This is a genomic window from Paenibacillus sp. cl6col (assembly GCF_900102125.1).
GTDB classification, from domain to species: domain Bacteria; phylum Bacillota; class Bacilli; order Paenibacillales; family Paenibacillaceae; genus Paenibacillus_B; species Paenibacillus_B suaedae.
The window spans coordinates 59,221-84,951 of sequence record NZ_FNAZ01000011.1; the positions used below are offsets into that span (position 1 = coordinate 59,221).

The window sequence follows — 25,731 nt, forward strand, 5'->3', positions numbered from 1 at the left end:
TGGATTACCCCTCCTGCTCGTTCAGGTTCACTCGAACCACGTACGGCATCTAAAATTACTGCTCTATGATTAGTCCATCGCCTTCAATTCCAACAAAGCATCACGCAGCTCGGCTGCTCGTTCGAATTGGAGGTTCTTCGCGGCATCTTTCATTTCCGCTTCCAATCGCTGAATGACCGACTGACGATCCTTCTTCGACATCTTCTCGACAGACTTGCTGATATCGTACCCTTCCTTCGACTCCGCTGTCTTCGTCGCCTCGATCACATCGCGCACTTTCTTGCGGATTGTCTGTGGCGTAATGCCATGTTCCTCATTGAACGCCATCTGAATCTTGCGGCGCCGTTCGGTTTCCGTGATGGCCTTATGCATCGAATCCGTCATTTTATCCCCGTACATGATGACACGTCCTGATGCATTCCGCGCCGCACGCCCAATCGTCTGAATGAGGGAGCGTTCTGCGCGAAGGAAGCCTTCTTTGTCTGCGTCCAAAATCGCAACCAGCGATACTTCCGGCAAGTCGAGCCCTTCACGCAGCAAGTTGATGCCGACAAGCACATCGTACACGCCCAGCCGCAAATCACGCAGCAGCATCATCCGTTCCAAGGTTTTAATATCAGAATGCAAATAACGCACCTTAATGCCGATTTCCTTCAAATAATCGGTTAAGTCCTCGGACATCTTCTTCGTTAACGTCGTCACAAGGACACGCTCGTCTTTATCCAAGCGAATGCGAATTTCTTCAATTAAGTCGTCAATCTGCCCCTTCGTAGGCCGTACTTCAATAATCGGATCCAGAAGACCCGTCGGACGAATAATTTGCTCTACCATCTTCGGAGTATGCTCAAGCTCGAACGGCCCCGGCGTCGCTGATACGAACACAGCCTGACCTACTTTCTGCTCGAACTCCTCAAACTTGAGCGGTCGATTATCCATCGCCGACGGCAAGCGGAATCCATGCTCAACGAGCACTTCCTTCCGCGCTCTGTCGCCGTTGTACATCGCACGCACCTGTGGGAGCGTAACATGAGACTCATCGACCACGACAAGGAAGTCGTCAGGGAAATAGTCAAGCAACGTATACGGTGTTGCACCGCGTTCACGGAATGTGAGCGGTCCGGAGTAGTTCTCGATCCCCGAACAGAAGCCCATCTCCTGCATCATCTCGATATCATAGCGAGTACGCTGCTCCAAACGCTGTGCTTCTAACAGCTTGCCCATACTGCGCAATTCTTCTAACCTTTCTTCCAATTCACGCTCTATATTGACGAGAGCCACCTTCATTGTCTCTTCTCGCGTTACGAAGTGAGACGCTGGGAAGATTGCGATATGTTCACGTTCACCAATAATTTCACCAGTCAGCACATCTATCTCAGTAATTCGCTCGATCTCGTCACCGAATAGCTCCACACGAACTGCGTTCTCACCGTTCGAGGCTGGGAAGATTTCAACGACATCGCCCCGCACGCGAAACGTACCGCGTGTGAAGTTCATATCATTGCGCTGGTATTGAATGTCGACTAGCTTGCTAAGAATCGCGTTCCGCGGTTTCTCCATCCCCACCCGAAGCGACAATACGAGGTTGCCGTACTCCATCGGGGAACCCAAGCCATAGATGCACGATACACTCGCCACAATAATAACATCACGGCGTTCGAACAAGGAGCTGGTAGCAGAGTGACGAAGTTTGTCGATCTCTTCATTGATACTGGAATCCTTCTCAATATACGTATCGGAAGAAGGAATATAGGCTTCTGGCTGATAGTAATCGTAGTAGCTGACGAAATAAGACACAGCATTGTTCGGGAAGAATTCCTTGAATTCACTGCACAGCTGTGCAGCGAGAGTCTTATTGTGAGCAATAATTAACGTAGGACGATTCAACTGAGCTATCGTCTGGGCGATGGTGAAGGTCTTCCCTGTTCCTGTCGCTCCGAGCAGCGTCTGATACCGTTTCCCTTGATGGACGCCTTCAACCAATTGTTCAATCGCCTTAGGCTGATCTCCTTGAGGGGAGAACTCGGATACTAGCTCAAAAGGTCTGTCTTCCCTTTCAAAGTCCGTCACAACTTCACCACTTTCTATTTAATATCATGTAGATTTTATATGATGAACTGTATCTGTCAGAGCTTAGAACTGCATTATGCAGCCGTACTCCGACCCGTACAGCAAAACGCTACTGTAATGAAAATAAATTTCTGCCTCATTCTCTGTTTATAGGCATTTCATCCTGCTTATTCGCGCAAAAAACGCTCGTTCTGGGACACCCTAGGACTCTTGACTCAAAACTTTGGTACAGGCCCGCAAGCGCCCTCTTCCCCTAAACTTTACCCAATTTCCACCCGATAAACATATCAGGTACAGCATGGCGAAACAATGGGTTCGCTTAGGTCTGTTGCCATGATATAGTATGGATGCTGAAATCGTTGCAAAGAAGGATCCCGCATGAGGCGGACATCATCTTTACATATGAAAAATAAGAATGTTTGTTCCCTTTTCCATTATACTCTTTTCATCGATTGGATGCAAATGGGAAACACTGAACGGGAGAGAGGATTATCTATGGACAAAACTACTGTAATTGGCATTCTTGCCGGCTTAGCTGCACTCATCGGAGGCTTCCTGTGGGAAGGTGGACAAATGGGTGGCCTGTGGGAGAAAACAGCTGCACTGATCGTCTTCGGCGGAACGATTGCCGCTGTCGTCATCAGCTTCCCGGGCAATCGGCTACGCAGTATCCCGAACGCGCTTAAGATGGCGTTCGGCCGCAACTCAACAAACGCACAGCAATTAATCGACGACATCGTCGCTATGAGTACTGTCGCTCGCAGAGAAGGTGTCCTCGCCTTGGAGAACGATGCTCACAAGCATGAGAACGGATATTTGCGTGATGGCATCATGATGATTGTAGACGGAACTGATCCCGAGCTCGTGAAGCAGATGATGGAGCTGGAGATGGACGCCATCGAAGAAAAACATGAAGGCTATGCAAAAATATTTGAAGCAGCTGGCGGTTATGCGCCAACAATGGGGATTATCGGAACCGTTATGGGTCTTATCCACGTTCTCGGCAATTTGTCAGATCCGTCTTCGCTCGGACCATCCATTGCCGTTGCCTTCACAGCCACCCTATACGGGGTTGCAACCGCGAATATCATTTACTTGCCGATTGGGAGTAAAATTAAAGCGCGCAGCATGGAAGAATTACGTGTCATGGAAATGATCGAATATGGAATTTTAGCGGTACAAGCCGGCGAGAACCCGCAAATTATTCGCAAAAAACTCGGCTCATTCCTGCTCGCCGAAGACTCCTTCGAACCACTCAAGTTGGTTCCAGAAGCAAAGCGGGGGATGATTCATGAGACGCAGAAATAGAAAATCAGGAGCACACGCTGAGAATCACGAGCGCTGGCTTATTACGTACGCGGATCTCATCACCCTGCTCATGATCTTCTTCGTCGTCATGTATGCCATGAGTAAGATTGATGTGGATAAATATGAGTCTCTGTCTGAAACACTGCAGGTATCCTTCCGCAATACGGATACGTCCTTAAAGGGCTCCACCATTCTGGATGGATCCTATGCGAAGCCAGGACAAACAGGAGACAAACAAACCAAACAAGACGGAGCCGACGGCAAGGACAAGGAAGAAAAAGCCGTGGCAATAGGTACAATTACGAACAAGGATCTGGCTTTCCGCAAGCAAGAGGCAGAGCTGAAAAACTTCATGGGTGTCATCCAGCAATATATCGATGAGAACAAACTGGGCAGCCAAATCACCGTATCTGATACGCCAAAAGGAATCGCCATCCGAATGAGCGATCGACTGCTGTTCGATTTAAGTCGTGCTGAATTGAAGGATGATGCACTCCCTCCACTGAAGAAGCTTGCTACCTTACTTCCGAAGCTGAGTACATCCATTAGCATTGAGGGACACACGGACAACTTACCGTTCGCCCAAGGCGGCCGCTATAAGGATAACTGGGAGCTATCCGCTGCACGAGCCCTATCCGTTCTTCGTTACTTCGTAGATGATAACAAGCTCGATGCCGCACAATTCCAAATTGCCGGCTATGGCGAAACTCGTCCACTTGTGGATAACGACACAGAGCAACATCGTCAACAAAATCGACGCGTAGAAATCATTGTTCTGCGGAAAATGGTGCAATAGACGTTCGTTAGCTGATTCAAGCGCATGGTTATCCAATAGTTATTCACAGGATAAACCGTACTTATCCACGTTATTCACGGACTTATCTACAGAATGTTAACAACTTGTCGACAAAATCATATATTTCAATCCTATTATCCACAATCCACAAGATTAGATATATTTGAGTTCAAAAAACAAAGGGATTAATTAGAGTAGTTGCACAACTGACTCTGATTAATCCCTTTTTGTTAAATGCTTAATCTCGATTCTCGTATACAAATCCCACTCAGTTTGCTGTATATCCCCAAAAACAATTGAGTAGATTGGATTCCCGAAAATTATTATCCTTACTATGCTCGATTATCCACATCTGTAGGCATTGATGCATTCAACGTCTTCGCAGCCTCACTCATGTGGTCTGCAGACTGCACATCGTTCTCTGCTTGCTCGCGCAGCTTACGCTTTGCTCCGCGCTTGGAACGAGTCCAAGGCACTAACAAGTATGAAAATAAGGACGGAGCCCGTGTAACTGCTACATATTCAACCCGATCATCAGGAGCAAGCAATACGCCCAGCTGATGGTGCTCACCAGCATAAATAGCCCGCTGCAAGAAACGAACCTCACCTGATAAGTTGTTCACTTCCAGCTTACAGAACGCGGAATTCATACGGAGTGCCTGATGCAGCTCCGCCTTCGTCCTTACCTTCACACCGTTCACCTTCACAATCACTTCACCTTGCATAATACCAAGCTCCGCTGCCGGACTATTCGGCAGGACAGCCAAAATGCGGAGTCCTCCAGCATCTTGGGTGAACACCGGACTATGTTCCGCTTCTTCTCTGCGACTCAACCAGATTAAGCCCTCATGCATGCCGATCGCTGCAATTGCGGCCACAGGCACAAGCGGCGCCCACCAAGCAGCAGCTAATGAAATCGCAAGCAACAGTGACGCATACGCGAACAAACGCGTACTGCTTAGCGCTGCTTTCTGCTGTGGAAGCTTCGTAAACGTCAGCTCGGAGAAGCCAATAACAATCGGAAACGCAATGAGTGACCAACCATGCTGCCACAGTTCTCCACCGAACAACGGCGTCCAAGGCAAAGCTGCTCCCTCACCCGCTGGAAAGAGTAGAAGCAGCGGAACTGGCCACATGCTCTGCATGCGATAGGCCCCGACGACGCGTCCACGCTTGCTCTCCATGAACATCGGCCCAGCCATACGCGCTGCCTGCTTGCGAATAAGGACAGCTTCAGCCGCATGCAGAAGTGCGACAAGCACCAGCAACCCAGCAGCGTCCATCCCACGCACTGAAGCAACGGTATCCCCTAGCCATCCATCTGGATTCCATGTTGTCACCCATGTATTTAATACAAATTGTATAATAGCAAGCAAGCCTGCCGCATAAGCAAGACACAGAAATCGAACACGAATAAGCAACAGCACGAGAGCAATGATCCACAGCAGCACGATCACTTCCCGTGTTAGAGACACGCCGAGTCCAATTGCAGCGAACGTTACGAGGATGCCTGAAATCAAGCCACCGAGCCATGCATGCCAGGTATGGGTGATCCAGCTGTGCATCTTCACTGCGAACAGTCTTCGCTCCAGAATCACTTGCCTGCGATAGTGCATGGCAATGAGTAGAATGGACAGCCAATAAAATGGCGAGATCAGCCATTGCAATACAGCCTCGCCTACCCGAATACTGATATCCACCAGCAGGTTCACATGATTCGCCCCTCTCCATCACCAATTAGACTACGCACTCTATCTATGCTGAACACGTACCCTCTAGGCTGCCCACCTGCAGCCATCCTTGTCTTCAAGCTTACTAACCATCTTGCCTTCAAACCAAATACCCACTTTCTATAACCCTTTATAACCTTAATGGAGACGAACTTTATACGTAATACATTACTCATCACGTATCCATTTACCCGAAAACCCAATCTTGCAATCAAAAGAAAAAGAAGGCCGAAGCCGAAGCTCACGACCTTCTTTATATTCGACAGCATTTAGCGGATTTCCTTCTTCAGTACATCAACCGCCTTATGCAGCTGTGCATCGTTCTTTGGATCCCGCATGGCCTTAACAATCGCCTGCTCAAGCTGTTCTCCCGTCTTTGCGTCAACCTTGCCCGTGACGGTCAGCTTAGATGCTTGCTGGAACTCCTTAACGGCAGCCTCTGTCTCTTTGGAGAAATAGCCATCCTTACGACCTGGCTTGTAACCAAGTCCATCAAGCATAATCTGAACATTCTTGACATTCGCATCATTCATATCAAATGCGAGCGTCTTATCCTTCGGAACAGGAGCGACATAATAGAAGTCAGGCTGCTGAATCGCAATATCTGGCTCGATGCCCTTCTGATGAATCCAATTGCCTTGCGGCGTTAACCACTTCGCAATTGTAATCTTGATCAGACCGCCATCTCCAGAATTATAGCTCGTCTGTACTGTTCCCTTGCCGAATGTATGCTCACCGATGAGCTTCGCTCCAGCAGATTCCTTCAACGCGCTGGCCATGATTTCAGAGGCACTGGCGCTGCCCTTATTCGTCAGCATCGTGACCGGATATGGCTTCAGCTTCGCAGTCCCCTTAGACAAGTAGCTGCTGCGTTCTTTGTTCCGATCCTCCACTTGAACAATGGACTTGCCTTCCGGAACGAACAGCTCTGTCATCTTCTGCACAATATCGAGCACACCGCCCGGATTGTTACGCACATCGATAACAAGCCCCTTCATTCCCTGCTTCTCCAGCTTTTCAAGCTCTTCCTTGAAACGATCGAACGTATTCAATGAGAATTGACGAATCTCAATATAGCCAATATTTCCATCCAGCATCTTTGGATATACAGTTTCCATGTCTACTTCGTCTCGCACAACGACGAGCTCAAGTGGAACTGTTTGCCCTGCCCGCTTGATAAGTATTTTAGCCTTCGTACCCTTCGGGCCGCGGATTTTCGCTACTGCCTCGTTTAGATTTTTGCCCTCCAGACTCTCGCCATTTACGGAAATCAGCACGTCCTTCGGCTTGACACCGGCCTTCTCAGCAGGTGATCCCTTAATCGGCGATACTACCGTCACTTCGCCGTTCTCCATCGTCACTTCCGCGCCAATCCCAGTAAAAGCACCTTCAATGCTATGATTGAATTGCTCCGCTTCCTCTTTCTCCATAAAGGAGGAGTAAGGATCATTAAGCGCGGCGATCATGCCATGAACAGCGCCATTTACAATCTTGTTGCGCTCAACGGCGGTAACGTATTTATTCTCGATAATGCCTAACGCCGAGTTCAGCTTCTGCATCTCGCTCGCTGATAAACCATTGCCTGTCGATGCAGCTTGTCCACCACTCGCAAATATCGGCAAGTCCATTACTGTAAACGTTAAGGCACTGCCTGTCAGCATAGCCGCTCCGACGAGCAGAGCGACGGTTCGCCCTTTGAATGACATCGAATCACCGCCTTTGTCTTCCCTATGTTCCCTACGCTTACTCAGTCAACATTCATCTTAGTATATGTCGAAACTGCCATTTTTATTTCAAATAAGGTTCCGGATCAACCCGTTCTCCATCCACGCGAACTTCGAAGTGGAGGTGGTTGCCTGTTGCCCGGCCTGTTGCACCTACCTCTGCAATCTTGTCGCCACGTGAAACTTGGTCACCCTTCGATACTTTAATTCCACCGTTGCGGATATGTCCATACAGGGACCAAACGCCATTTCCATGATCGATGACGACACAGTTGCCGTATCCAGACCACCATTCTGCAATCAGAACTGTACCTGATTCAGCAGCATAGATATCTGTACCTCCCGGCGTGGCCATATCGAGACCGCTATGGAACGCTCCTTGTTTCCCAGTAATCGGATCCGTGCGCGAACCGAATCGTGAAGAGATATAATAATCATCATGAAGAGGAACCGCAAATTTGCCGCCCGAGTACGCTGAGCTCGACGGGTTCGAACTGCTTCTTGGCTTCGCTTTCGGCTTTGGCTTCTCCTTCGGCTTCATCAGCTCATTCTTCTTACGGAGCAGCTCGGCACGTTTTTTCGCAAACTCAACGAGCAGTCTGTCCTGCTCCTCACTCGCGTCATCTGACTCGTCAATTTGCTTATTATAGCTTGCAATCATGACTTCTTTTTCTTTTTCCTTCAGCATTAAGTCCTTCTTCGCATTATCGAGCTTCGCATACAGCAATTTTACTTGCTTCAGGTTCGTCTCGATCTCCTGCTTCTTCTGGACTACGAGCTGCTTGTCACGCTTATGCTCCGCCAATATTTCCTTATCTTGTTCAGCGATCGATTGCAGTGAATCGAACCGATCCAGGAAATCAGAGAAGCTTGTCGCACTAAACAATACATCTATGTAGGACACGACGCCGTTCGTATACATCAATCGCACACGCGTATCCAGCAAATCCTCACGTTCATCAATTCGTTTGTTGACCTTCTGCAGTTCATCTGCTGCCTCAGCCAAATTTAATTCTGTTTCATCTATTTGATGAGCGACATTCGCCATCTCATTAGCTTTCTTATCAATCTCAGACAGAAGATAGTCCATATCCTTCTGCGTCTTTCCAAGCAACTTCGTTGCTTCGGCCTTCATGGACTTCGCTTCTTGCTGCTTATTCTCCGCTTGACGCATCTCGCTCTGAAGCTGCTTCAATTGCTGATTGACCTTGTCCAACTCTGATGCTTGTCCCGTAGATGGCGGCGCCATCGAGAAGACAATTGCAAAGCTTGCGAATAACGTGATCCACTTCTTCAAACCAGTACTCCGTTTCAATCCGGTTCCTCCGATCTCCCCCGATTTGGGCCCTATCATTCATACGCTGCATTTCGTTGGTGCTATCTATACTTTCAAAAATTTACGAATGGAAATCGTACTTCCCCATGTGCCAATCAAAATGCCTAGTCCCACTAGAGTGCTGCCAACAACCAGCCACGCATCCTGCAGTGGAATAAGCTTGACCATCTGCAAGCCCAACTCAAAATTCATCACGAGCTGCTGATATCCGTAAAATAGCAGTCCAACTGTAATTAGTGACCCTACAATGCCTAGGAGAGCCCCTTCGACGAAGAACGGTCCTCGAATGAAGGAATTGGTTGCCCCAACAAGCTTCATAATGCTAAGCTCGCGCTGACGAGCCATAATCGTAACTTTAATCGTATTCGAAATAAGGAACATCGCTGTAACGGCTAGGCCCGCTACAATAATAAGGCCGAAGTTGCGCACGGTTGCCGTTACCTTCAGCAAGGTATCGACCGTTCCTTTCCCGTAATTGACCTTCCACAGCGGCTTCGCGCTATTCGTATCATTAATGGCACTAATCTTCTTCGCGACTATGCCAATCGTTGCTGGATCGTATACCTCAACCGTGAAGGAATCCGGAAGCGGATTGGTATCCTTCGTATACCCGTTAAGCAGTTCCTTGCCGTCCTCACCCAAGTTCTTCTCCAGCAGCTTCATGCCCTCTTCCTTGGAGATTGGGATAACCTTGCTTACTTCTGACATATTGCCGATGTCTGTAGCGACTAGTTCCTTCTGCTCTTGTGTTGCATCAAGCTTCATATAAACTCGAATTTGTACCTTGTTATCAATTTGCTTCGTCATCTCGTTTACATTCAACGACAATAACATGAACACACCTAATATAAATAACGAGATCACTATCGTACTAATCGATGCGAAAGACATCCATCCATTGCGGAAAATACTCTTGCTTCCTTCTCTGACATGGCGGGACAGTGAATTAAAAATCATAGCCGTATTCCCCCCGTGCCTCGTCACGAACAATAAGTCCCTGCTCGATCGCAATAACCCGTTTGCGCATCGAGTTGACGATATCCTTGTTATGAGTAGCCATGACAATCGTCGTGCCGCGGAAATTAATTTCCTCAAGCAGCTTCATAATTCCCCATGATGTCTCTGGATCGAGGTTCCCCGTTGGCTCGTCAGCCACAATCACAGATGGGTTATTCACAATTGCCCTTGCAATCGCGATTCGCTGCTGTTCTCCCCCAGACAGCTGTGCCGGCAGACTGCCCATCTTATGCTTCAATCCAACCAGCTCAAGCACCTCAGGCACACGACGCTTAATAACCTTCTTCGGCGCTTCGATTACCTCCATCGCGAAGGCAACATTCTCATAAGCAGTCAGCTTCGGCAAAAGTCGAAAGTCCTGGAACACGACACCGATATTGCGCCGAACGAACGGAATCTTGCGCTGCTTCAGCTTGCCGATATTGAATCCACTTACGAAAATTTGCCCCTTTGTAGGCACTTCTTCTCTATAGATCAATTTCATGAATGTCGATTTCCCTGCTCCCGACGGTCCAACCAAATAGACGAATTCATCCTTATCAATTTGGACGGATATGCCGCGCAATGCGTGAGAGCCGTCTTGATACGTTTTCCATACATCTTGCATTTCTATCAAATAATCACACCCTAAGTTTAAAAGATCAGCTAATATACATTCGACATAAGTGCTCTAATTCCTTTAAAAGAAAGGAAATTTCAACATCTTTTTACGCATAGCACCACATTCAGCTATCATTCAGCGTTCTATAGCAGCTAACGCCGTCGGAAGCAGTTCGGCCCTTGCTGTAGTCATCCCCTCCAACCAGCTAACGCAATGTTCCCTTGTTCTCTACACTCATCGAGTCAAGTTTGCTATTCAAGTCGCATATAGTATGAGAATGAATAAATCAAATCTTCTCGTCCTTAGGCTTGCTTCAAGCAAGGACTCTATTTCTTCATTTTTTCATAAGCAGGAGGCTATTGCAGTGAAAAAAATCCATGCACTATTTATAACCGTTGCCTCACTCTTGTTGGTAGGTACTGCGGTATGGGGCTTGGCTCACAGCTATGCATCACAGCCAACAATCCCTCCCAACGTACATCTGTCCACTTGGAATATCGGCTCTCAATCCATGGACGCCTTCCGCGAGCAATTAAAAGCAAAAATTGAGCAGTTGGAGCAAACGCCATTCGAATTCTCCTTCGATGACACGAACGTTGAACCAGTCAAAACTACACTTGCTGATCTCGGCGTTACCTATGATGCGGAGCCTATTTTACGCGCACTCGACAAGATGAAGGAAGGCTCTCTCTGGGAACGAATTCAAGCACGCTACTATTTCCCGACATCATGGACACTTCAATTCCGCTGGAATAAAGACGTGTGGGCGAAGCGCTTGACTCCAGACTGGGAGGAAAAGACATTCGGCAAGCCCGTAAATGCACAGCGAGAAATCACAAAAGACGACACCATTCGCTATACACCTGAAAAAACAGTCCTTCGCATCGACCGATTACAGCTGGAACAACTCATCCGCACCTCCATCCCACACACGTGGAATGAAGGGCAATCCATTGCACTACAGGTACCACTACAAAAAACAGCCCCACTAGTCACGATAGCATCGCTGAAAGCGGAGGGGATTGAACGAAAGATTATTGAGTTCTCAACCAGCTTCGTGCAAGCCAGCGACGGCCGCACCCATAATGTCAACGCAGCTGCCCAGACCATTCATGACATGGTGCTGAAGCCTGGTGAGGTTTTCGACTATGATAGAGTCATTGCTGAGACGGAAAAGAAATACGGCTTCAAGGAAGCTCCCGTCATCTTCAACGGCAAGCTTGTGCCCGGCATTGGCGGTGGCATTTGCCAAGTATCGAGCACCTTATACAATGCAGTGCTTCGCACTGGTCTGGAAATCGTCGAGCGACGCAATCATTCCTTACCTGTCTCTTACTTGCCAATTGGATTGGATGCCACCTTCTCTCAGGGCTATATTAATTTCCGCTTCAAAAATACAACCGGCAAGCATCTTATTATTCGAACTGCAGCAGAGAATGATCGGCTTATTATTAAATTTTTCGGCACAATGGATAAGGATGTATCCTATCGGATGGAGACCAAAACATTGAAGGTGCTGGAGCCAACGATTAAATATGTGAAAAATCCAAGTCTCCCTATCGGCAGCCATGAGACGATCCAGAAAGGGAAACAGGGCTATACGGTAGAGTCATACCGAATTAAGCTCGTTAACGGCAAAGAGGTTGAACGCAAAAAAATGTTTGTGGATACGTACAGACCACAGCCGACACTTATAGCGGTCAATACAGGCGGATCGGATCAGTCTTCTTCGAAAAAGGATCAGAGCCCGATTTTAGAGGATGGTGTCAACGGGCCGGTATTCAACGATTAGCTAACTGGGGAAATATGTTGAGGTTCAATAGTAAGAGCCCTCCTTCAGCCAATGATGAGGAGGGCTCTTACTCGTGTAAGCATAAAACTATATTGCGGCAAATCAATGATGGACGTAAATCAATCACCATCTATGCAGAATTAGAAAATGCGGTGAGGCATTGGTCAAGCGCCACGTCCTCCTATAGAATGAAGTTGGATCCGGATGCAAGGCGAGATCATCAATCTACGCCGCCGTACCCAGCATTGAAAGGAGTTTCTCCCTTTCGAGGTACAGAACATTGCATTACGCATCCCGCTTCGTTCGCTGCTGCGGCATATCTGCAAGCTGATTGACAGATACGATGTCATGCCGTTTTTTGCGTGGTGGTGTCCAAAACTGCTCATTTCCTGGCAAGTCATCGAACCAAGCAGCTTCATCGGGACAATCAAGCTCCATGAACGCGCCATAATTCCCCTCTCTTGATTGATGATACTTTAGAAAAGCCTTTCCGTTCTCAATCGCCAAAATTTCAATTTTGCCTGATGTATGGCTCATGGATAACCTGACCCGCTTACCAAGACCTGAGGTCTTCGCCTTGGCTGCTTCAACGAGTTGGTACGCTTCCTTTAAGGGGAGGACGAATTCACTATTGCCAGCAACCGGCCGGTTAATAAAGAAATAATACGGGGTTACCCCAGCCCATGACAGCTTATCTAGCAGTTCTCCGAGTACCTCAGCATCATCATTAATCCCCCGCAATACCGGCGTCTGATTGACTACGATAGCTCCAGCTTCATGCAGTGCTTGGAATCCGCGCTTCGCTTCTTCTGTAATTTCTCGTGGATGATTAATATGGGCCATCACATAAATCCGGTGGTCAGGTGTTGAAAATTCACGAATCGTCTCCAGCAATAACTCATCTTCATAAATCCGCATCGGATTGAAAACGGGCAGCTTGGAGCCCAATCGAATAATCTTTACATGAGGGATATCGCGCAGACGTTGTAAAATCATACGCAGCTTCGGGGTGGCTAGAATCAGACTGTCTCCGCCGGTAAGCAGGACATTGTTAATCTCGGGATGTTCGGCAATGTAAGTGAGTCCGGGATTCACATCGGACATCGCTTCTTTGACATCGTTGCGGAATAGTCGCTTACGGAAGCAGTATCGGCAATAGGCGCCGCATACTTCCGATACAATTAATAATGCGGTGGATGAATACTTATGCTGGCAGCCAGGGACTACGTAGTTTGTGTCCTCGTCTGAGGCGTCCCATCGTCCGTACTCTTTCAGTTCCCCGGTATTCGGGATAACAAGCTTCCGAATCGGGTCATTGGGGTCGTCCCAATCAATGAGGTTCAAATAATAATCGTTGACGCGGAATACAAATTTCTCGGTAATCTGCTTGAGCCGTTTCCTTTCCGTCTCGGGCAACTGTGTGACCTTGTCGATATCGGTGACGTACTTCGGCTGAGGCATTAGCATTCCTCCTTATGAAGTTTGATCGTGCATATGCACATAGTTAATTATACACATGTTTACATATTCAGGCAATGGAAGGGGTGAACCTACGAAGCGAAACCTCCCTCCAAATGCAAAAAAAGCACAAGCGCGTCAGCGCCTCACAGGACGCTATTAACGCGCAGTGCTCTCGATAAGTTGAATTGCATGATTTCGTGTCGATGCTGAATACTATCGCTAATCCCATCCAACAGAAATCAGCCTACCGTCAACTCCTATGCTAGCTTGATCCCACCGTTGGCTTCAATCCAGAGCGCCTTCTGTGCCAATGCTTGTTCTGCCCGCCCAATGGCGGCCTCCACCTGCACCGTTGCTGTTCCGCCGTATACGTTGCGTGCATTGACAACTTGCTCAGGTTGAAGGACAGCATAGATACGATCATCGAACAGCTCAGAGAATTGCTTAAACTCCTCCAGAGTCAGATCAAGCAGGTATTTGTTCTGTTCAATACAGTACAGCACCGTCTTGCCGATAACTTCATGCGCCTGACGGAATGGCAGTCCCTTGCCAACGAGGAAATCTGCAATGTCAGTTGCGTTGGAGAAGTCCTGACGCACTGCCTCCCGCATGCGGCTGCGATTCACCTTCATCGTAGCGATCATCGGTGCAAATAAGCGCAGTGCTCCGTCCATCGTATGCACAGTGTCGAACATGCCTTCCTTGTCTTCCTGCATATCCTTGTTATAGGCTAGCGGCAATGCCTTGAGTACCGTCAGCATGCCCACGAGATTACCGTATACCCGCCCTGTCTTTCCGCGGACTAGTTCCGCGACGTCTGGATTTTTCTTCTGCGGCATAATACTGGAACCCGTGCAGAACGCATCGTCCAGCTCCACGAATTGAAATTCAGTGCTCGACCAGAGCACAAGCTCCTCACACAAGCGGGACAAGTGCATCATAATCAGGGAAGCGTTCGACAGGAACTCCACAATGAAATCCCGATCGCTCACTGCATCAAGACTGTTCTCATATACGCGGCTGAAGCCAAGCTGCTTCGCGGTGTAATGACGATCAATCGCAAATGTCGTCCCCGCGAGCGCACCCGCTCCAAGTGGAAGCATATCAATGCGCTTATAGCTGTCCGTCAAACGCTCGATATCGCGCTCGAACATTGCGACATACGCCATCAAGTGATGGGCGAATAGAATCGGCTGTGCACGCTGCAAATGCGTATAGCCAGGCACGATTGTATCCACGTTTTCCTTCGCCTGCGCAATAAGTGCTTCCTGCAGCTGAACGAGCAGCTCAACAAAGGTGATCACACGCTTGCGTAAGTACAAGTGCATATCGGTCGCCACTTGGTCGTTGCGGCTGCGTCCAGTGTGCAGCTTGCCGCCCACCGGGCCAACAAGCTCAATGAGCGCTTTTTCAATATTCATATGAATGTCCTCATCGGATACGGAGTAATCCAGCTCCCCGCGGCGGATCATACTCGCGACCTGATGAAGTCCATCCGTTATCTGATCTACATCCTCCTGCGGCAATATACCGCAAGCCCCCAGCATCGCCACGTGAGCAAGGCTGCCCTGTATATCCTCTTCTGCCATTGCTTTATCGAATGTAATCGAAGCTGTATATTGTTCAACGAGTTGATCCGTCTGTTTCGTAAACCGGCCGCCCCATAGTTTGCTCACGATGCTCTCCCCTTCCTGTGTTACACGCCCGCTTCTTGCAAGGAAGCCCCATGAACCTTCGTACCATGCACGCCGGCAGCGACTTTAAGACGCAGGGCGTTCAAATGAATAAAGCCTGTTGCATCATTTTGATCGTATGCCTGAGATGGGTCTGCCTCCATCGTTGCGATATCTGGATTGTATAGACTCACCGGACTCTGTACGCCAGCGCCCATCACATTCCCCTTGTACAGCTTAAGCCGTACGCTGCCCGTCACATGCTTCTGGCTTTCGTTGACGAGTGCTTGAATCGCAAGCCGCTCCGGTGCGAACCAGAACCCGTTGTATACTGCAGCACTGTACTTCGGAATAAGCGAGTCACGGATATGCATTACTTCGCGATCCATCGTCAACGATTCCATGATGCGGTGTGCCGTAAATAGAATCGTACCGCCCGGTGTCTCATAGACGCCGCGGCTCTTCATGCCGACGAAGCGGTTCTCTACCATATCAACACGACCAATGCCGTGCTTGCCGCCAAGCTCATTCAATGTCTCCATTACCTGCAGAGGGGAGAGCGCCTCTCCGTTAACCGCAGTACAATTGCCTTGCTCAAATGTTAATTCGATGAGTTCAGACTCATTCGGCGCATCCTCTGGGGAGACACTCAGCACGTACATGCCTTTATTCGCATCTGCTGTTGCGTCAAACCAAGGATCCTCCAGCATGCCGCTCTCGAAGCTAATGTGGAGCAGATTGCGATCCATCGAGTATGGTTTTTCCGCAGAAGCCTGCACCGGAATCCCATGCTTCTCTGCGTAGGCGATCATCTCAGCGCGTCCTGGGAAGTCAGCGCGGAATTGCTCCGAGCGCCAAGGCGCAATGACTTGAATGTCCGGTGCCAGCGCCGCTGCCGTCAGTTCAAAGCGGACTTGGTCATTCCCTTTGCCAGTTGCACCATGAGCAATCGCCGTTGCGCCTTCCATACGAGCAATCTCAATCATCCGCTTCGCAATGAGCGGACGCGCAATGCTCGTGCCGAGCAGATATTGCCCTTCATACAGCGCACCTGCCTGGAACATTGGGAAGATGAAGTCCTGCGCAAACTCTGCACGCAAATCGTCGATGTAGACTTTGGATGCACCTGTTGCGATTGCCTTTTCTTCAAGGCCCTCTAGTTCTTCCTTCTGCCCAATGTCCGCGGTAAACGTAATAATCTCTGCGTCATAGGTTTCCTTTAGCCATGTTAGAATGACGGATGTATCTAAGCCGCCTGAATAGGCCAGCACAATTTTGTTCTTTGCCACGATGACTCCCCCGTTCAATATGCTTCAAATGCTGTAGAGATGAGGTTCGAAGTTCAGTAAATTTCAACAAAGCCCGATAAGGTTCTGTCCTGTTTGTGTCCATCAACTTGATCAAGTTTCCCTATTCAGCCAAGTGAGTGTCCACCTCAATTGATTTAGGTCGTTACGATTTAGCCCCATGTAACATAAGTGCTCCTAATGAAGTAAATGCCTGCATATTCTCGTTTGCAATAGCAGACCATCTATCGATCAAATTCGATCCATAAATACGTTACTCTCCCATCAAGGAAGCCATAATCGCCTTCTGCGCATGCAGACGATTCTCCGCTTGATCGAAAATAACAGAGTGGCCTCCATCAATAACACCTTCACTGACTTCTTCACCACGATGTGCAGGCAAGCAGTGCAGGAATATATAATCAGGCTTCGCATACCGAGCTAATTCTTCATTCACTTGGAAGTTACGGAATGCTTGCTCACGCTTCAACTGCTCCGCCTCGAACCCCATGCTTGCCCATACGTCTGTATAGACCACATCGGCGTTCGCGATTGCTTCCTTCGGATCACTCGTAATGAGCACTTGAGATCCTGACTGCTGCGCCTGCTCGCGGCTTTGCTTCACAATGCCTTCATCCGGCATATATCCCTCGGGCGATGCGACAGCGACATGCATCCCCAGCTTGCTTGCTCCCATCAGCAGTGAATTCGCCATATTATTGCCATCCCCGATATAGGCCAGCTTCAAGCCTTGCAGCGTTCCTTTTTTCTCATATATCGTCTGGAAATCGGCCAGCGCTTGGCATGGATGATTCATATCCGTCAATCCATTAATAACCGGTATGGTAGCGCCGCGCGCCAAATCTATGACCGTGCGATGGGCAAACGTTCGGATCATAATGCCATCCACGTAGCGAGACAGCACCTGGGCGGTATCCCATATTGGCTCCCCGCGGCCAATTTGCAGATCATTTTTACTCAAAAACAATGCCTGGCCGCCGAGCTGGTACATCCCTACTTCGAACGATACACGCGTGCGGGTGGATGACTTCTCGAAGATCATACCGAGTGTCTTCCCCTTCAGCGGCTGATACACCTCGCCTGCCTTCTGCTTCCGCTTCAGCTCAATCGCGAGATCGATCAAATATTGCAATTCTTCCATCGTATAGTCAGCGAGCGCAATAAAATCGCGTCCGCGCAAATCAATTGTAGATGCTGTTGTTGCCATCAAGGCCACCTCCGTATATAGTCGCTGTCTTCCCATCCGATCTGTGCACACGCTCCGATTGCCATCTATGCCGTAGCAACAACCTCTGAACGCTTCACTAATACATCGTGGATAATTGCCACAGCCTCTTCGATTTCTTCGTCAGTTACGAACAGATTCGGAAGCAAACGAATCACATTCGGACCAGCGCTAATGAATAGCAAGCCTGCCTGCTGTGCCTCCTTAATCATATCCGCCACAGGTTCCGCGCACTCGATACCAACAAGAAGCCCGAGACCTCGTATATCCTTCACTAGCGGTACATCGCTCAACTTCACCCGCAGCGCATTAAGCAAGGTCGTCCCCTTCTCCGCCGCCCGCTGCGCAGCCTTCTCTTCCAGCATCGTCTCCAGTGTGCCTACTACAGCTGACATCGCGAGCGGGTTGCCGCCGAAGGTCGAGCCATGTGTGCCCGGACTGAACGCTGCCCGCAGATATTCCTGCGCCAGCATAGCTCCTACTGGGAAGCCGCTCCCGAGCCCCTTGGCTACGGTAAAGATATCCGGCTGAAGGCCGTAATGCTCATGTGCGAACAATGCTCCTGTACGCCCCATTCCCGTTTGTACTTCATCCACGATGAGAAGAAGCCCGTGCTCCTTGCACAATGCAGCTACTTCTTGAGCGAATGATGCCTTGATCGGGAAGACACCTCCTTCTGCCTGCACGATTTCAAGCATAATCGCTGCGGTATTGTCCGTTATCGCAGCTTTCAGCGCTTCACTATCGTTAAACGGTACATAACGGAATCCTGCTGGCAGCGGAGCGAATCCATCCTTCACCTTGTCTTGACCAGTTGCTGTCAGCGTCGCCAAAGTGCGGCCATGGAAGGATTGATGAAACGTAATAATTTCCGACCGCCCTGTCTTAGCAACTGCTGTATGATAGCGTCGCGCCAGCTTAATAGCTGCCTCGTTCGCTTCCGCTCCACTATTGCAGAAGAATACAGCATCTGCACATGTATTCGCGGTCAGCAGCTCCGCCGCTTGCACCTGCTGTGGGATATGGAACAGATTCGAAGCGTGCCATAACGTATCCAGCTGCTCTTGTACACGCGCCTTGACCCTCTCCGGTACATGTCCCAAGTTCGTTACAGCTATGCCGCTCATGAAATCCAAGTAGCATTTCCCCTCATTGTCCCATACGCGGCTCCCTTGCCCCTTGACCAGTGCAATTGGATAGCGGGCATACGTTGGGAACAAAGCGCTAGCTTCCTTCCCGGCATCTATATTCTTCGTCATCGTCTCCACCCCTTCGTTCAGTCTGCTACTCTGTTCACAGCCTCTCAGCTGCTGCATTCTTCCATCTAAAAGATCCAACCTTCAATTTATTCCATGTCTTAATAGGTCATCTATGACCTAACAATTCGAGTTCCGATCGCTTCCCCGGCCATCAATCGGCGCAGCACATCAGGTTCAGATCCGTCAGCAATAACAACCTCCTGCACGCCGCCCTCCAGACATTTCATCGCAGCCTGCACCTTCGGGATCATCCCTCCGTAAATATCGCCACTCTCGATCATCGCCTCAACTTCCTCAATCGTCACAACGGGAAGTACAACTTTCCCTTCTGGGCCGTTCCTCATAATGCCGGGTACATCCGTTACCACAATAAGCTGCTCCGATCCGAGATAAGCCGCTACAGCACCTGCTGCAGTATCAGCATTGATGTTATAGCGTTGGCCTGCACGATCTAGACCAACTGGCGCAATCACAGGTATGTGATTCAAGTCGACCAATCCAGCCAGCAAGGATGCATTGACATGGGTCACATCTCCGACAAAGCCTACTTGTGCCGCGTTAGGTACCGGCTCCGCCTGAATGAGTCCACCATCTGTTCCCGACAGCCCAATCGCCTTAGCCCCTACTTGTGTGAGGCGCCGTACGATTTGCTTGTTGATCTGTCCGGCGAGGATCATTTCGACGACGTCAAGCACAGCTTCATCAGTCCTACGAAGCCCGCCGATGAATTCGGACTCGATACCGAGCTTATCCAGCATGCCTGATATCGCAGGCCCACCGCCATGCACGATTACAGGAACTGTACCTTCCTCCTGAAGCTGATGAAGCTGTTCATAGAACGAATTCGGCAATGCTGCCAAGGTGCTTCCCCCGCACTTCATGACGAACAGCTTTACAGCTGTAGCCGCCGATGACTGCTCTATGCCCTGAGTTTCTGTCGTTGCCATACTCCCACGCCGCTCCTTCCCACTCTTGCTTTACACCGCTTAATGAAACTTTACACTTGCTTGCAGCTTATCTAGCCTCTCCGATGTCTCTCTCTTATTTCCTATCCCAATACTGTGCGCAAAAAGAAATCCGCTGCTCGTAGCGCTGCTGTTGCTATGTCACTGCAGTCCAGTTACTGCAACAGATCACGACCTCCATTTGCCTCGCTCTATGTTCGGTACGCCGCATTGATGCGCACGTAATCATAAGTTAAGTCACAACCCCATGCCTTGGATTCGCCAGCTCCCATATGTAAATCAACGTGGAAGATGACTGTATCTCCCTTCAAATAGGCAAGCGCCGCCTCTTCATCAAATGCAACCGGTGTTGACTGCTGAAGCACAGTGATTGGCCCCATATGAATATCCACCGTATCTGGATTAACCGGCTGCCCCGCATAACCCACAGCTGCTATAACCCGGCCCCAGTTCGCATCTGCACCAAATACAGCTGATTTCACAAGACTTGATCCAACAATCGACTTGGCAATCGCAGATGCCGCCTCATCTGATACAGCTCCAGTGACACGCACCTCAATCAGCTTCGTCGCTCCTTCTCCATCGCGAGCGATCGCTTTAGCAAGCTGTTCACACACATAGTGGAATGCTGCTGCGAACGCTTGCCATGCTTCATGCTGCTCATGGAGAGATTCATTGCCTGCCATGCCGCTCGCCAGTGCGATAAGCATATCGTTCGTGCTCGTATCCCCATCCACCGTTATCATATTGAATGTCTTGTTCGTTGTGGAACGAAGCAAGCCTGCCAGTGCCTCTTGGCCGATTGATGCATCAGTCGTTACGAATCCAAGCATCGTAGCCATGTTCGGATGAATCATTCCCGAGCCCTTGGCGCACCCCGCAACCGTAACTTGCTTGCCATCAACCATGACGACCGCACATGCTTCCTTCTTCACCAGATCTGTTGTCAAAATCGCTTGTGAGAACTGCTCTGCACCTTCTCCAAGCTCCGTCAACTTCTTAGGAAGCTCCACAATCCCTCTCTCCACGCAATCCATCTTCAGCGGCTCTCCAATGACGCCTGTGGATGCAACAGCCACGTAATGCGGCGCAATTCCAAGCTGCTCTGCAAATGCGCTGCGCATCCGGTAAGCATCCGCTTCCCCTTGCTTGCCTGTGCATGCATTGGCATTTCCACTGTTCACAATAATGGCTTGCAGCTTGCCCTCTTCCTTCAAACTAGCACGCGTTACGGCAAGCGGCGCCGCTTGGAATACATTCGTTGTATACACGGCAGCTGCTGCAGCAGGAACGTCGCATACGATAGCTCCCAAATCATTGCGTTCGGATTTCTTCAAGCCGCAATACAGCCCACTGGCCCGAAATCCATGAGGTGTTGTTAGTGATCCATCGATAATGTTAAATAATTGCACCTCTGTGCTCAGAGCTTGCGTTTGCATCCCTATCAACCTTCTTCTTTATCAAAGTCGTACATCTTTTTCATTGGATAGCTTCATGCTATCCGTATTTATGTTCACGTTACGGGTATACCGGTGTGAGCATCAGCCCCGTCGCCTCGTCCCATCCCATCATATGATTCAAATTCTGTATCGCTTGGCCTGCCGCGCCCTTGACGACATTGTCGATAACGGAAATAATCGTTACCCGCTTTGTTCTCCGATCTACGGCAAAACCGATATCACAGAAGTTCGATCCGAACACTTCCTTCGTTGCCGGCCACTGTCCTTGTGGACGAATGCGAACGAATCTCCGTCCTGCATAATACTCTTGATAGAGAGATATAAAGTCCTCTTCGATATATGTCCCTGCAAGCGTCGCATACATCGTGCACATAATGCCGCGAGTCATCGGCGCCAAGTGCGTGGTGAACGTCACCGTTACTGGCTGCTGTGCAACCTCGCTAAGAACCTGCTCGATTTCCGGGATATGCTGATGCTTGTTAACTTTGTAGGCCTTGAAGTTTTCATTAATCTCTGCATAATGAACGCCTAAGTTTACACCTCGACCAGCTCCGGATACGCCGGATTTCGCATCAATAATGAGACTGTCAGGTTGAATCCATCCTGCTTGCAGTGCTGGAATGAGTCCGAGCAGCGTTGCCGTTGGGTAGCAGCCTGGATTGGAAATGAACTTACGCCCTTCTGCATATCCACGTTCTGGGTACAACTCACACAAGCCGTACTTGGCTTCCGCTAGCAAATCTTCCGGTGGAGCAGCGTGCTTATACCATGTCGTATATAGCTCGCCATCCTTAATGCGGAAGTCCCCGGACAAATCGATAACAGCGAGTCCTGCCTCCAGCAACTTCGGCACCAGCTGTCCGCTCACGCCGGAAGGAGTTGCTGTAAACACAACGTCTGCCTTCCTTCGCATCTCTTCCACATCCACCCCGTCCAACGTATCGCACATCACTTCATGCAAATGCGGATATCCGTCTGCAATGCGTGCTCCTGCGCTTGATGCTGAAATGACTGATGTGATCGTGACATTCGGATGATTCAATAACAGCCGGATAAGTTCGACACCGCCGTAGCCAGTGGAACCAACAATGGCTACTCGTACATGCTTCTCTTGATTCATTCCACTCTCTCCATTCCTCACTACTCTCGTATAAGCTCCTGAACGTATGCTTCGTTGTGATCGGTATAAACTCTGAGGTATTGCTACTGCCCTGAAATAACTGACACGTATAGGAAAATGATTCCTCATGAATAATATGTATCATTATACGACTGTATTTATATAAATACAATGACTTTTCCATGAAATTTCATTTTCTTTACGAAAAAGATAAAAGGATGGATCATGATACTAAGGGGAGATATCGCCCAAAAACCCATGATACATAGGGATTGCGGAGATAAATGATCTGACTTTACAATGAGGATAACTTGAACGCAAATAAAAAAAACGCAGTTCTATTCTACATACATGCGGGGCATGATATGCAGAATAGAACTGCGTTTTATGAATAAAATCGAACAGCTTATGCAACGAATGAATATCTTGTAGACCTTATTAGGCATAAGTGTGACTTGCTCTTCTTGCTCTTTTTACGCTTGCACCTTGAATCCCTCGCCTAATACCTCATTCGTATCACTAATAATGACAAATGCCTGTGGATCCACAGAGCGGACGATCGCCTTCAGCTTATATACTTCGCTCTGACCGACGACGACCATGAGCACGGTGCGTCCTTCGCCCGTGTAGCCGCCTTCGCCCTGCAGCTTCGTCAATCCCCGATCAAGATCATGCAGAATCGTATCCGTAATTTTATCGGCTTCATCACTAATAATGAATGCAACCTTCGTATAACCCAAGCCTACCTGGACCACATCGATCGTCTTGCTCGTGACGAACAAAGCGATGAGTGCATACATGGCGTTTTCAAAGGAAAGCATGAATCCGGCAAGCAAAATGATAACCCCGTCACAAATCGCGACGGACAGTGCAATATTGATTTTACCGAAAGTACTCAGCAACTGTGCCGTAATGGCATTGCCTCCGGTAGAGCCACGACCGCGGAATACGATACCTAGACCCAAGCCAATCCCTATTCCACCGAAAATAGCCGCAAGCAGCGGATTATCCGTAGCAGGCCCTAAATGTTGTGTGAGATAGATAAAGGTCGGCAAGGAAACGGAACCTACAAGTGTCCGAATCCCGAACTGCTTGCCTAGCAAGCATACCCCTAAAATGAAGAGCGGTATATTGAATGCATACTGCGTAATTGCAGGGTTCCACCCAAATTGACTCTCCAGCAAGATGGATAGACCCGAAATGCCCCCTGATGCGATCTTGTTCGGCAGCATTAATGTATTGAACGTAAGCGCCATAATAAAGGCTCCAAGGAAAAGCAGGGCGTAATCCATTACTGCCCGCATGGGATGATCATATGGAAGCAGTAAGCCATTGTTGTTACGCCGAGGTTTCCTCGATTGAGAAATAGATGAATCCGATGTATGGGGCATAATGTCTCTCCTTCGTAAATACACAGTATGGTATTGCAGCTATGGTAACGTCGTACTCGGTGGTGTCACATAATTCTCTGCAGTGCTGCCGTTTTGCCGGCGTTGAACCATTTGGCGTTGTTGCAATACTCGGCAGTGCCGTAGTACTTAGCGGAGTCACACTACTTCACAGTATCCCAGAACTCCGCGGTGTCGAATTACTTGGCAAGAAATCTGTATCCTGTGCCATGAACCTATCTTATTATGTGCACTCTCTTGCATGGTAAAGCATTCAAGCACAACAAAAAACCTGCCCCAATCAAAGATCGGCGCAGGTTTTCGCAGTCGGTACCAACATATTTATGCTTCAGATGATGGTTGAATTAAGGTTCTCAAGTACGCGTCAATAAACGTATCCAAGTCGCCGTCCATCACGGCGCCGACATTTCCGGTTTCCACCTGCGTCCGGTGGTCCTTGACCATGCTGTACGGATGGAATACATAGGAGCGAATTTGGCTTCCCCATGCGATTTCCATCTGATCACCACGGATTTCTGCTAACTGCTTCTGTTGTTCCTCAATCTTGCGCTCATACAACTTGGAACGAAGATGAGTCATGGCACGCTCACGGTTCTTGATCTGCGAACGCTCCGTCTGACATGTTACGACGATGCCCGTTGGAATATGGGTAATCCGAACAGCAGAATCCGTCGTATTGATGTGCTGACCCCCCGCACCACTCGCACGGTACGTATCGACCTTTAAGTCCTCTGTACGGATTTCAATTTCTGCGTCGTCTGTAATCTCAGGCACGACGTCGCAGGATACAAATGATGTATGTCTGCGGCCAGAGGAATCAAATGGCGAGATACGAACGAGACGATGCACACCCTTCTCCGTCTTCAAATAACCGTAAGCGTTATATCCTTTAATAAGCAGCGTCACGCTCTTAATGCCCGCTTCGTCGCCTGGCAGATAATCCAGTACTTCAACCTTGAAGCCGCGCTTCTCTGCCCAGCGTGTATACATGCGCAGAAGCATTTGGCCCCAATCTTGAGACTCGGTACCGCCTGCACCTGGATGCAGCTCCAAAATGGCGTTCATTTTATCATAAGGCTCGCTCAGCAGAAGCTGAAGCTCGAAATTCTCAATACTGGCCAGGAGTTGTTCAACATTCGCTGTCAGTTCCTCAGCTAGTGATTCATCGTCTTCTTCCTCTGCCAGCTCGAGCATCATTTCATTGTCGTCATAATCCTGCTTCAGCTTCCCATACTGGTCGACAATGCTCTTGATTGCATTCATCTCAGAGATAAGTCCTTGCGCTTTGTCATTGTCATCCCAGAAGTCCGGTGCAGCCATTTTCTCCTCGAAGTTGGCAATCATCTCTTGCTTCAGATCGAAGTCAAAGAGACCCCCTAAGGTTTGTAAGTTTAGCTGCGATGCTGCGCATATTGTGTCGTACACTTGCGTCGATCATCATTATACCACCTCGGCAAAATTGGTTAGGAAGAGAGCAGTGT

19 protein-coding genes are annotated in these 25,731 nt (G+C 49.0%); 3 read left to right on the plus strand and 16 right to left on the minus strand.

Going from position 1 to position 25,731, the window contains the following annotated elements:
• Positions 1–69 precede the first annotated feature (69 nt).
• The gene (gene uvrB / locus BLS15_RS23775) at positions 70–2,067 is read right to left on the minus strand and encodes an excinuclease ABC subunit UvrB (protein WP_028533422.1); all 1,998 of its coding nucleotides are present in this window, start codon (positions 2,065–2,067) and stop codon (positions 70–72) included.
• A gap of 495 nt (positions 2,068–2,562) precedes the next feature.
• On the opposite strand from uvrB, the gene BLS15_RS23780 reads away from it, so the two are divergent.
• Entirely contained in the window at positions 2,563–3,375 is an 813-nt protein-coding gene (locus tag BLS15_RS23780; RefSeq protein WP_021257091.1) for a flagellar motor protein, read from the plus strand.
• The gene (locus tag BLS15_RS23785) at positions 3,359–4,171 is read left to right on the plus strand and encodes a flagellar motor protein MotB (protein WP_021257092.1); all 813 of its coding nucleotides are present in this window, start codon (positions 3,359–3,361) and stop codon (positions 4,169–4,171) included. The genes BLS15_RS23780 and BLS15_RS23785 overlap by 17 nt, the downstream gene beginning before the upstream one ends.
• A 332-nt stretch (positions 4,172–4,503) precedes the next feature.
• On the opposite strand, the gene BLS15_RS23790 is transcribed toward BLS15_RS23785, so the two are convergent.
• The 5 genes from BLS15_RS23790 to ftsE form a co-directional block, all read right to left on the minus strand.
• Positions 4,504–5,883 (minus strand): PDZ domain-containing protein, encoded by a 1,380-nt coding sequence (locus BLS15_RS23790; protein WP_021257093.1) that lies wholly within the window; start codon positions 5,881–5,883, stop codon positions 4,504–4,506.
• A gap of 287 nt (positions 5,884–6,170) precedes the next feature.
• Entirely contained in the window at positions 6,171–7,607 is a 1,437-nt protein-coding gene (locus BLS15_RS23800; protein WP_021257095.1) for a S41 family peptidase, read from the minus strand.
• A gap of 82 nt (positions 7,608–7,689) precedes the next feature.
• Entirely contained in the window at positions 7,690–8,940 is a 1,251-nt protein-coding gene (locus BLS15_RS23805) for a murein hydrolase activator EnvC family protein (RefSeq protein ID WP_021257096.1), read from the minus strand.
• A gap of 66 nt (positions 8,941–9,006) precedes the next feature.
• Complete coding sequence (ftsX, locus tag BLS15_RS23810; protein WP_090514120.1) at positions 9,007–9,918, minus strand: permease-like cell division protein FtsX; 912 nt, start codon at positions 9,916–9,918, stop codon at positions 9,007–9,009.
• A complete protein-coding gene (gene ftsE / locus BLS15_RS23815; protein WP_021258837.1) occupies positions 9,908–10,594 on the minus strand; it encodes a cell division ATP-binding protein FtsE in 687 nt (228 codons plus the stop codon). Before ftsE ends, ftsX begins: the two co-directional genes overlap by 11 nt.
• A 349-nt stretch (positions 10,595–10,943) precedes the next feature.
• Between ftsE and BLS15_RS23820 the strand changes: the two genes are divergently transcribed.
• The gene (locus BLS15_RS23820) at positions 10,944–12,371 is read left to right on the plus strand and encodes a VanW family protein (protein WP_090514122.1); all 1,428 of its coding nucleotides are present in this window, start codon (positions 10,944–10,946) and stop codon (positions 12,369–12,371) included.
• Positions 12,372–12,656: 285 nt separating this feature from the next.
• On the opposite strand, the gene BLS15_RS23825 is transcribed toward BLS15_RS23820, so the two are convergent.
• The 10 genes from BLS15_RS23825 to prfB all read right to left on the minus strand — a co-directional run bounded on the left by BLS15_RS23825 (position 12,657) and on the right by prfB (position 25,688).
• Entirely contained in the window at positions 12,657–13,832 is a 1,176-nt protein-coding gene (locus tag BLS15_RS23825; protein ID WP_090514125.1) for a KamA family radical SAM protein, read from the minus strand.
• Between the two features lie 257 nt (positions 13,833–14,089).
• The gene (gene argH / locus BLS15_RS23830; protein ID WP_021257101.1) at positions 14,090–15,508 is read right to left on the minus strand and encodes an argininosuccinate lyase; all 1,419 of its coding nucleotides are present in this window, start codon (positions 15,506–15,508) and stop codon (positions 14,090–14,092) included.
• 20 nt (positions 15,509–15,528) lie between these two features.
• Positions 15,529–16,794, minus strand: coding sequence for an argininosuccinate synthase (locus BLS15_RS23835; RefSeq protein ID WP_021257102.1), 1,266 nt, complete (start codon positions 16,792–16,794; stop codon positions 15,529–15,531).
• A 271-nt stretch (positions 16,795–17,065) separates the two neighbouring features.
• Positions 17,066–18,019: an ornithine carbamoyltransferase gene (gene argF, locus BLS15_RS23840; protein ID WP_021257103.1), complete on the minus strand. Its 954-nt coding sequence runs from the start codon at positions 18,017–18,019 to the stop codon at positions 17,066–17,068.
• A 65-nt stretch (positions 18,020–18,084) separates the two neighbouring features.
• Positions 18,085–19,296: an acetylornithine transaminase gene (locus tag BLS15_RS23845; protein WP_028533419.1), complete on the minus strand. Its 1,212-nt coding sequence runs from the start codon at positions 19,294–19,296 to the stop codon at positions 18,085–18,087.
• Positions 19,297–19,406: 110 nt separating this feature from the next.
• Positions 19,407–20,243, minus strand: a complete 837-nt coding sequence (gene argB / locus BLS15_RS23850) for an acetylglutamate kinase (protein ID WP_021257105.1) — start codon at positions 20,241–20,243, stop codon at positions 19,407–19,409.
• Between the two features lie 209 nt (positions 20,244–20,452).
• Entirely contained in the window at positions 20,453–21,700 is a 1,248-nt protein-coding gene (gene argJ, locus BLS15_RS23855) for a bifunctional glutamate N-acetyltransferase/amino-acid acetyltransferase ArgJ (protein ID WP_051614177.1), read from the minus strand.
• Between the two features lie 79 nt (positions 21,701–21,779).
• Positions 21,780–22,841: an N-acetyl-gamma-glutamyl-phosphate reductase gene (gene argC, locus BLS15_RS23860; protein WP_028533416.1), complete on the minus strand. Its 1,062-nt coding sequence runs from the start codon at positions 22,839–22,841 to the stop codon at positions 21,780–21,782.
• 473 nt (positions 22,842–23,314) lie between these two features.
• Positions 23,315–24,232 (minus strand): YitT family protein, encoded by a 918-nt coding sequence (locus BLS15_RS23865; RefSeq protein WP_021257108.1) that lies wholly within the window; start codon positions 24,230–24,232, stop codon positions 23,315–23,317.
• Between the two features lie 339 nt (positions 24,233–24,571).
• Positions 24,572–25,688, minus strand: a protein-coding gene (prfB, locus tag BLS15_RS23870) for a peptide chain release factor 2 (protein ID WP_138189568.1) whose coding sequence is annotated in 2 segments (ribosomal slippage) — positions 24,572–25,615 and positions 25,617–25,688 — 1,116 coding nt in all. Because the reading frame shifts where the segments join, the coding sequence is not laid out codon by codon here.
• Positions 25,689–25,731 lie beyond the last annotated feature (43 nt).

What these genes read in the sequence shown, in the direction of transcription:
- BLS15_RS23780 (WP_021257091.1), top strand. Translation starts at nt 2,563, where the DNA reads ATGGACAAAACTACTGTAATTGGCATTCTTGCCGGCTTAGCTGCACTC.
- BLS15_RS23785 (WP_021257092.1), top strand. Translation starts at nt 3,359, where the DNA reads ATGAGACGCAGAAATAGAAAATCAGGAGCACACGCTGAGAATCACGAG.
- BLS15_RS23800 (WP_021257095.1), bottom strand. Translation starts at nt 7,607, where the DNA reads ATGTCATTCAAAGGGCGAACCGTCGCTCTGCTCGTCGGAGCGGCTATG.
- ftsX (WP_090514120.1), bottom strand. Translation starts at nt 9,918, where the DNA reads ATGATTTTTAATTCACTGTCCCGCCATGTCAGAGAAGGAAGCAAGAGT.
- BLS15_RS23825 (WP_090514125.1), bottom strand. Translation starts at nt 13,832, where the DNA reads ATGCCTCAGCCGAAGTACGTCACCGATATCGACAAGGTCACACAGTTG.
- argF (WP_021257103.1), bottom strand. Translation starts at nt 18,019, where the DNA reads ATGGCAACAACAGCATCTACAATTGATTTGCGCGGACGCGATTTTATT.
- BLS15_RS23845 (WP_028533419.1), bottom strand. Translation starts at nt 19,296, where the DNA reads ATGACGAAGAATATAGATGCCGGGAAGGAAGCTAGCGCTTTGTTCCCA.
- argB (WP_021257105.1), bottom strand. Translation starts at nt 20,243, where the DNA reads ATGGCAACGACAGAAACTCAGGGCATAGAGCAGTCATCGGCGGCTACA.
- argJ (WP_051614177.1), bottom strand. Translation starts at nt 21,700, where the DNA reads ATGCAAACGCAAGCTCTGAGCACAGAGGTGCAATTATTTAACATTATC.
- argC (WP_028533416.1), bottom strand. Translation starts at nt 22,841, where the DNA reads ATGAATCAAGAGAAGCATGTACGAGTAGCCATTGTTGGTTCCACTGGC.
- BLS15_RS23865 (WP_021257108.1), bottom strand. Translation starts at nt 24,232, where the DNA reads ATGCCCCATACATCGGATTCATCTATTTCTCAATCGAGGAAACCTCGG.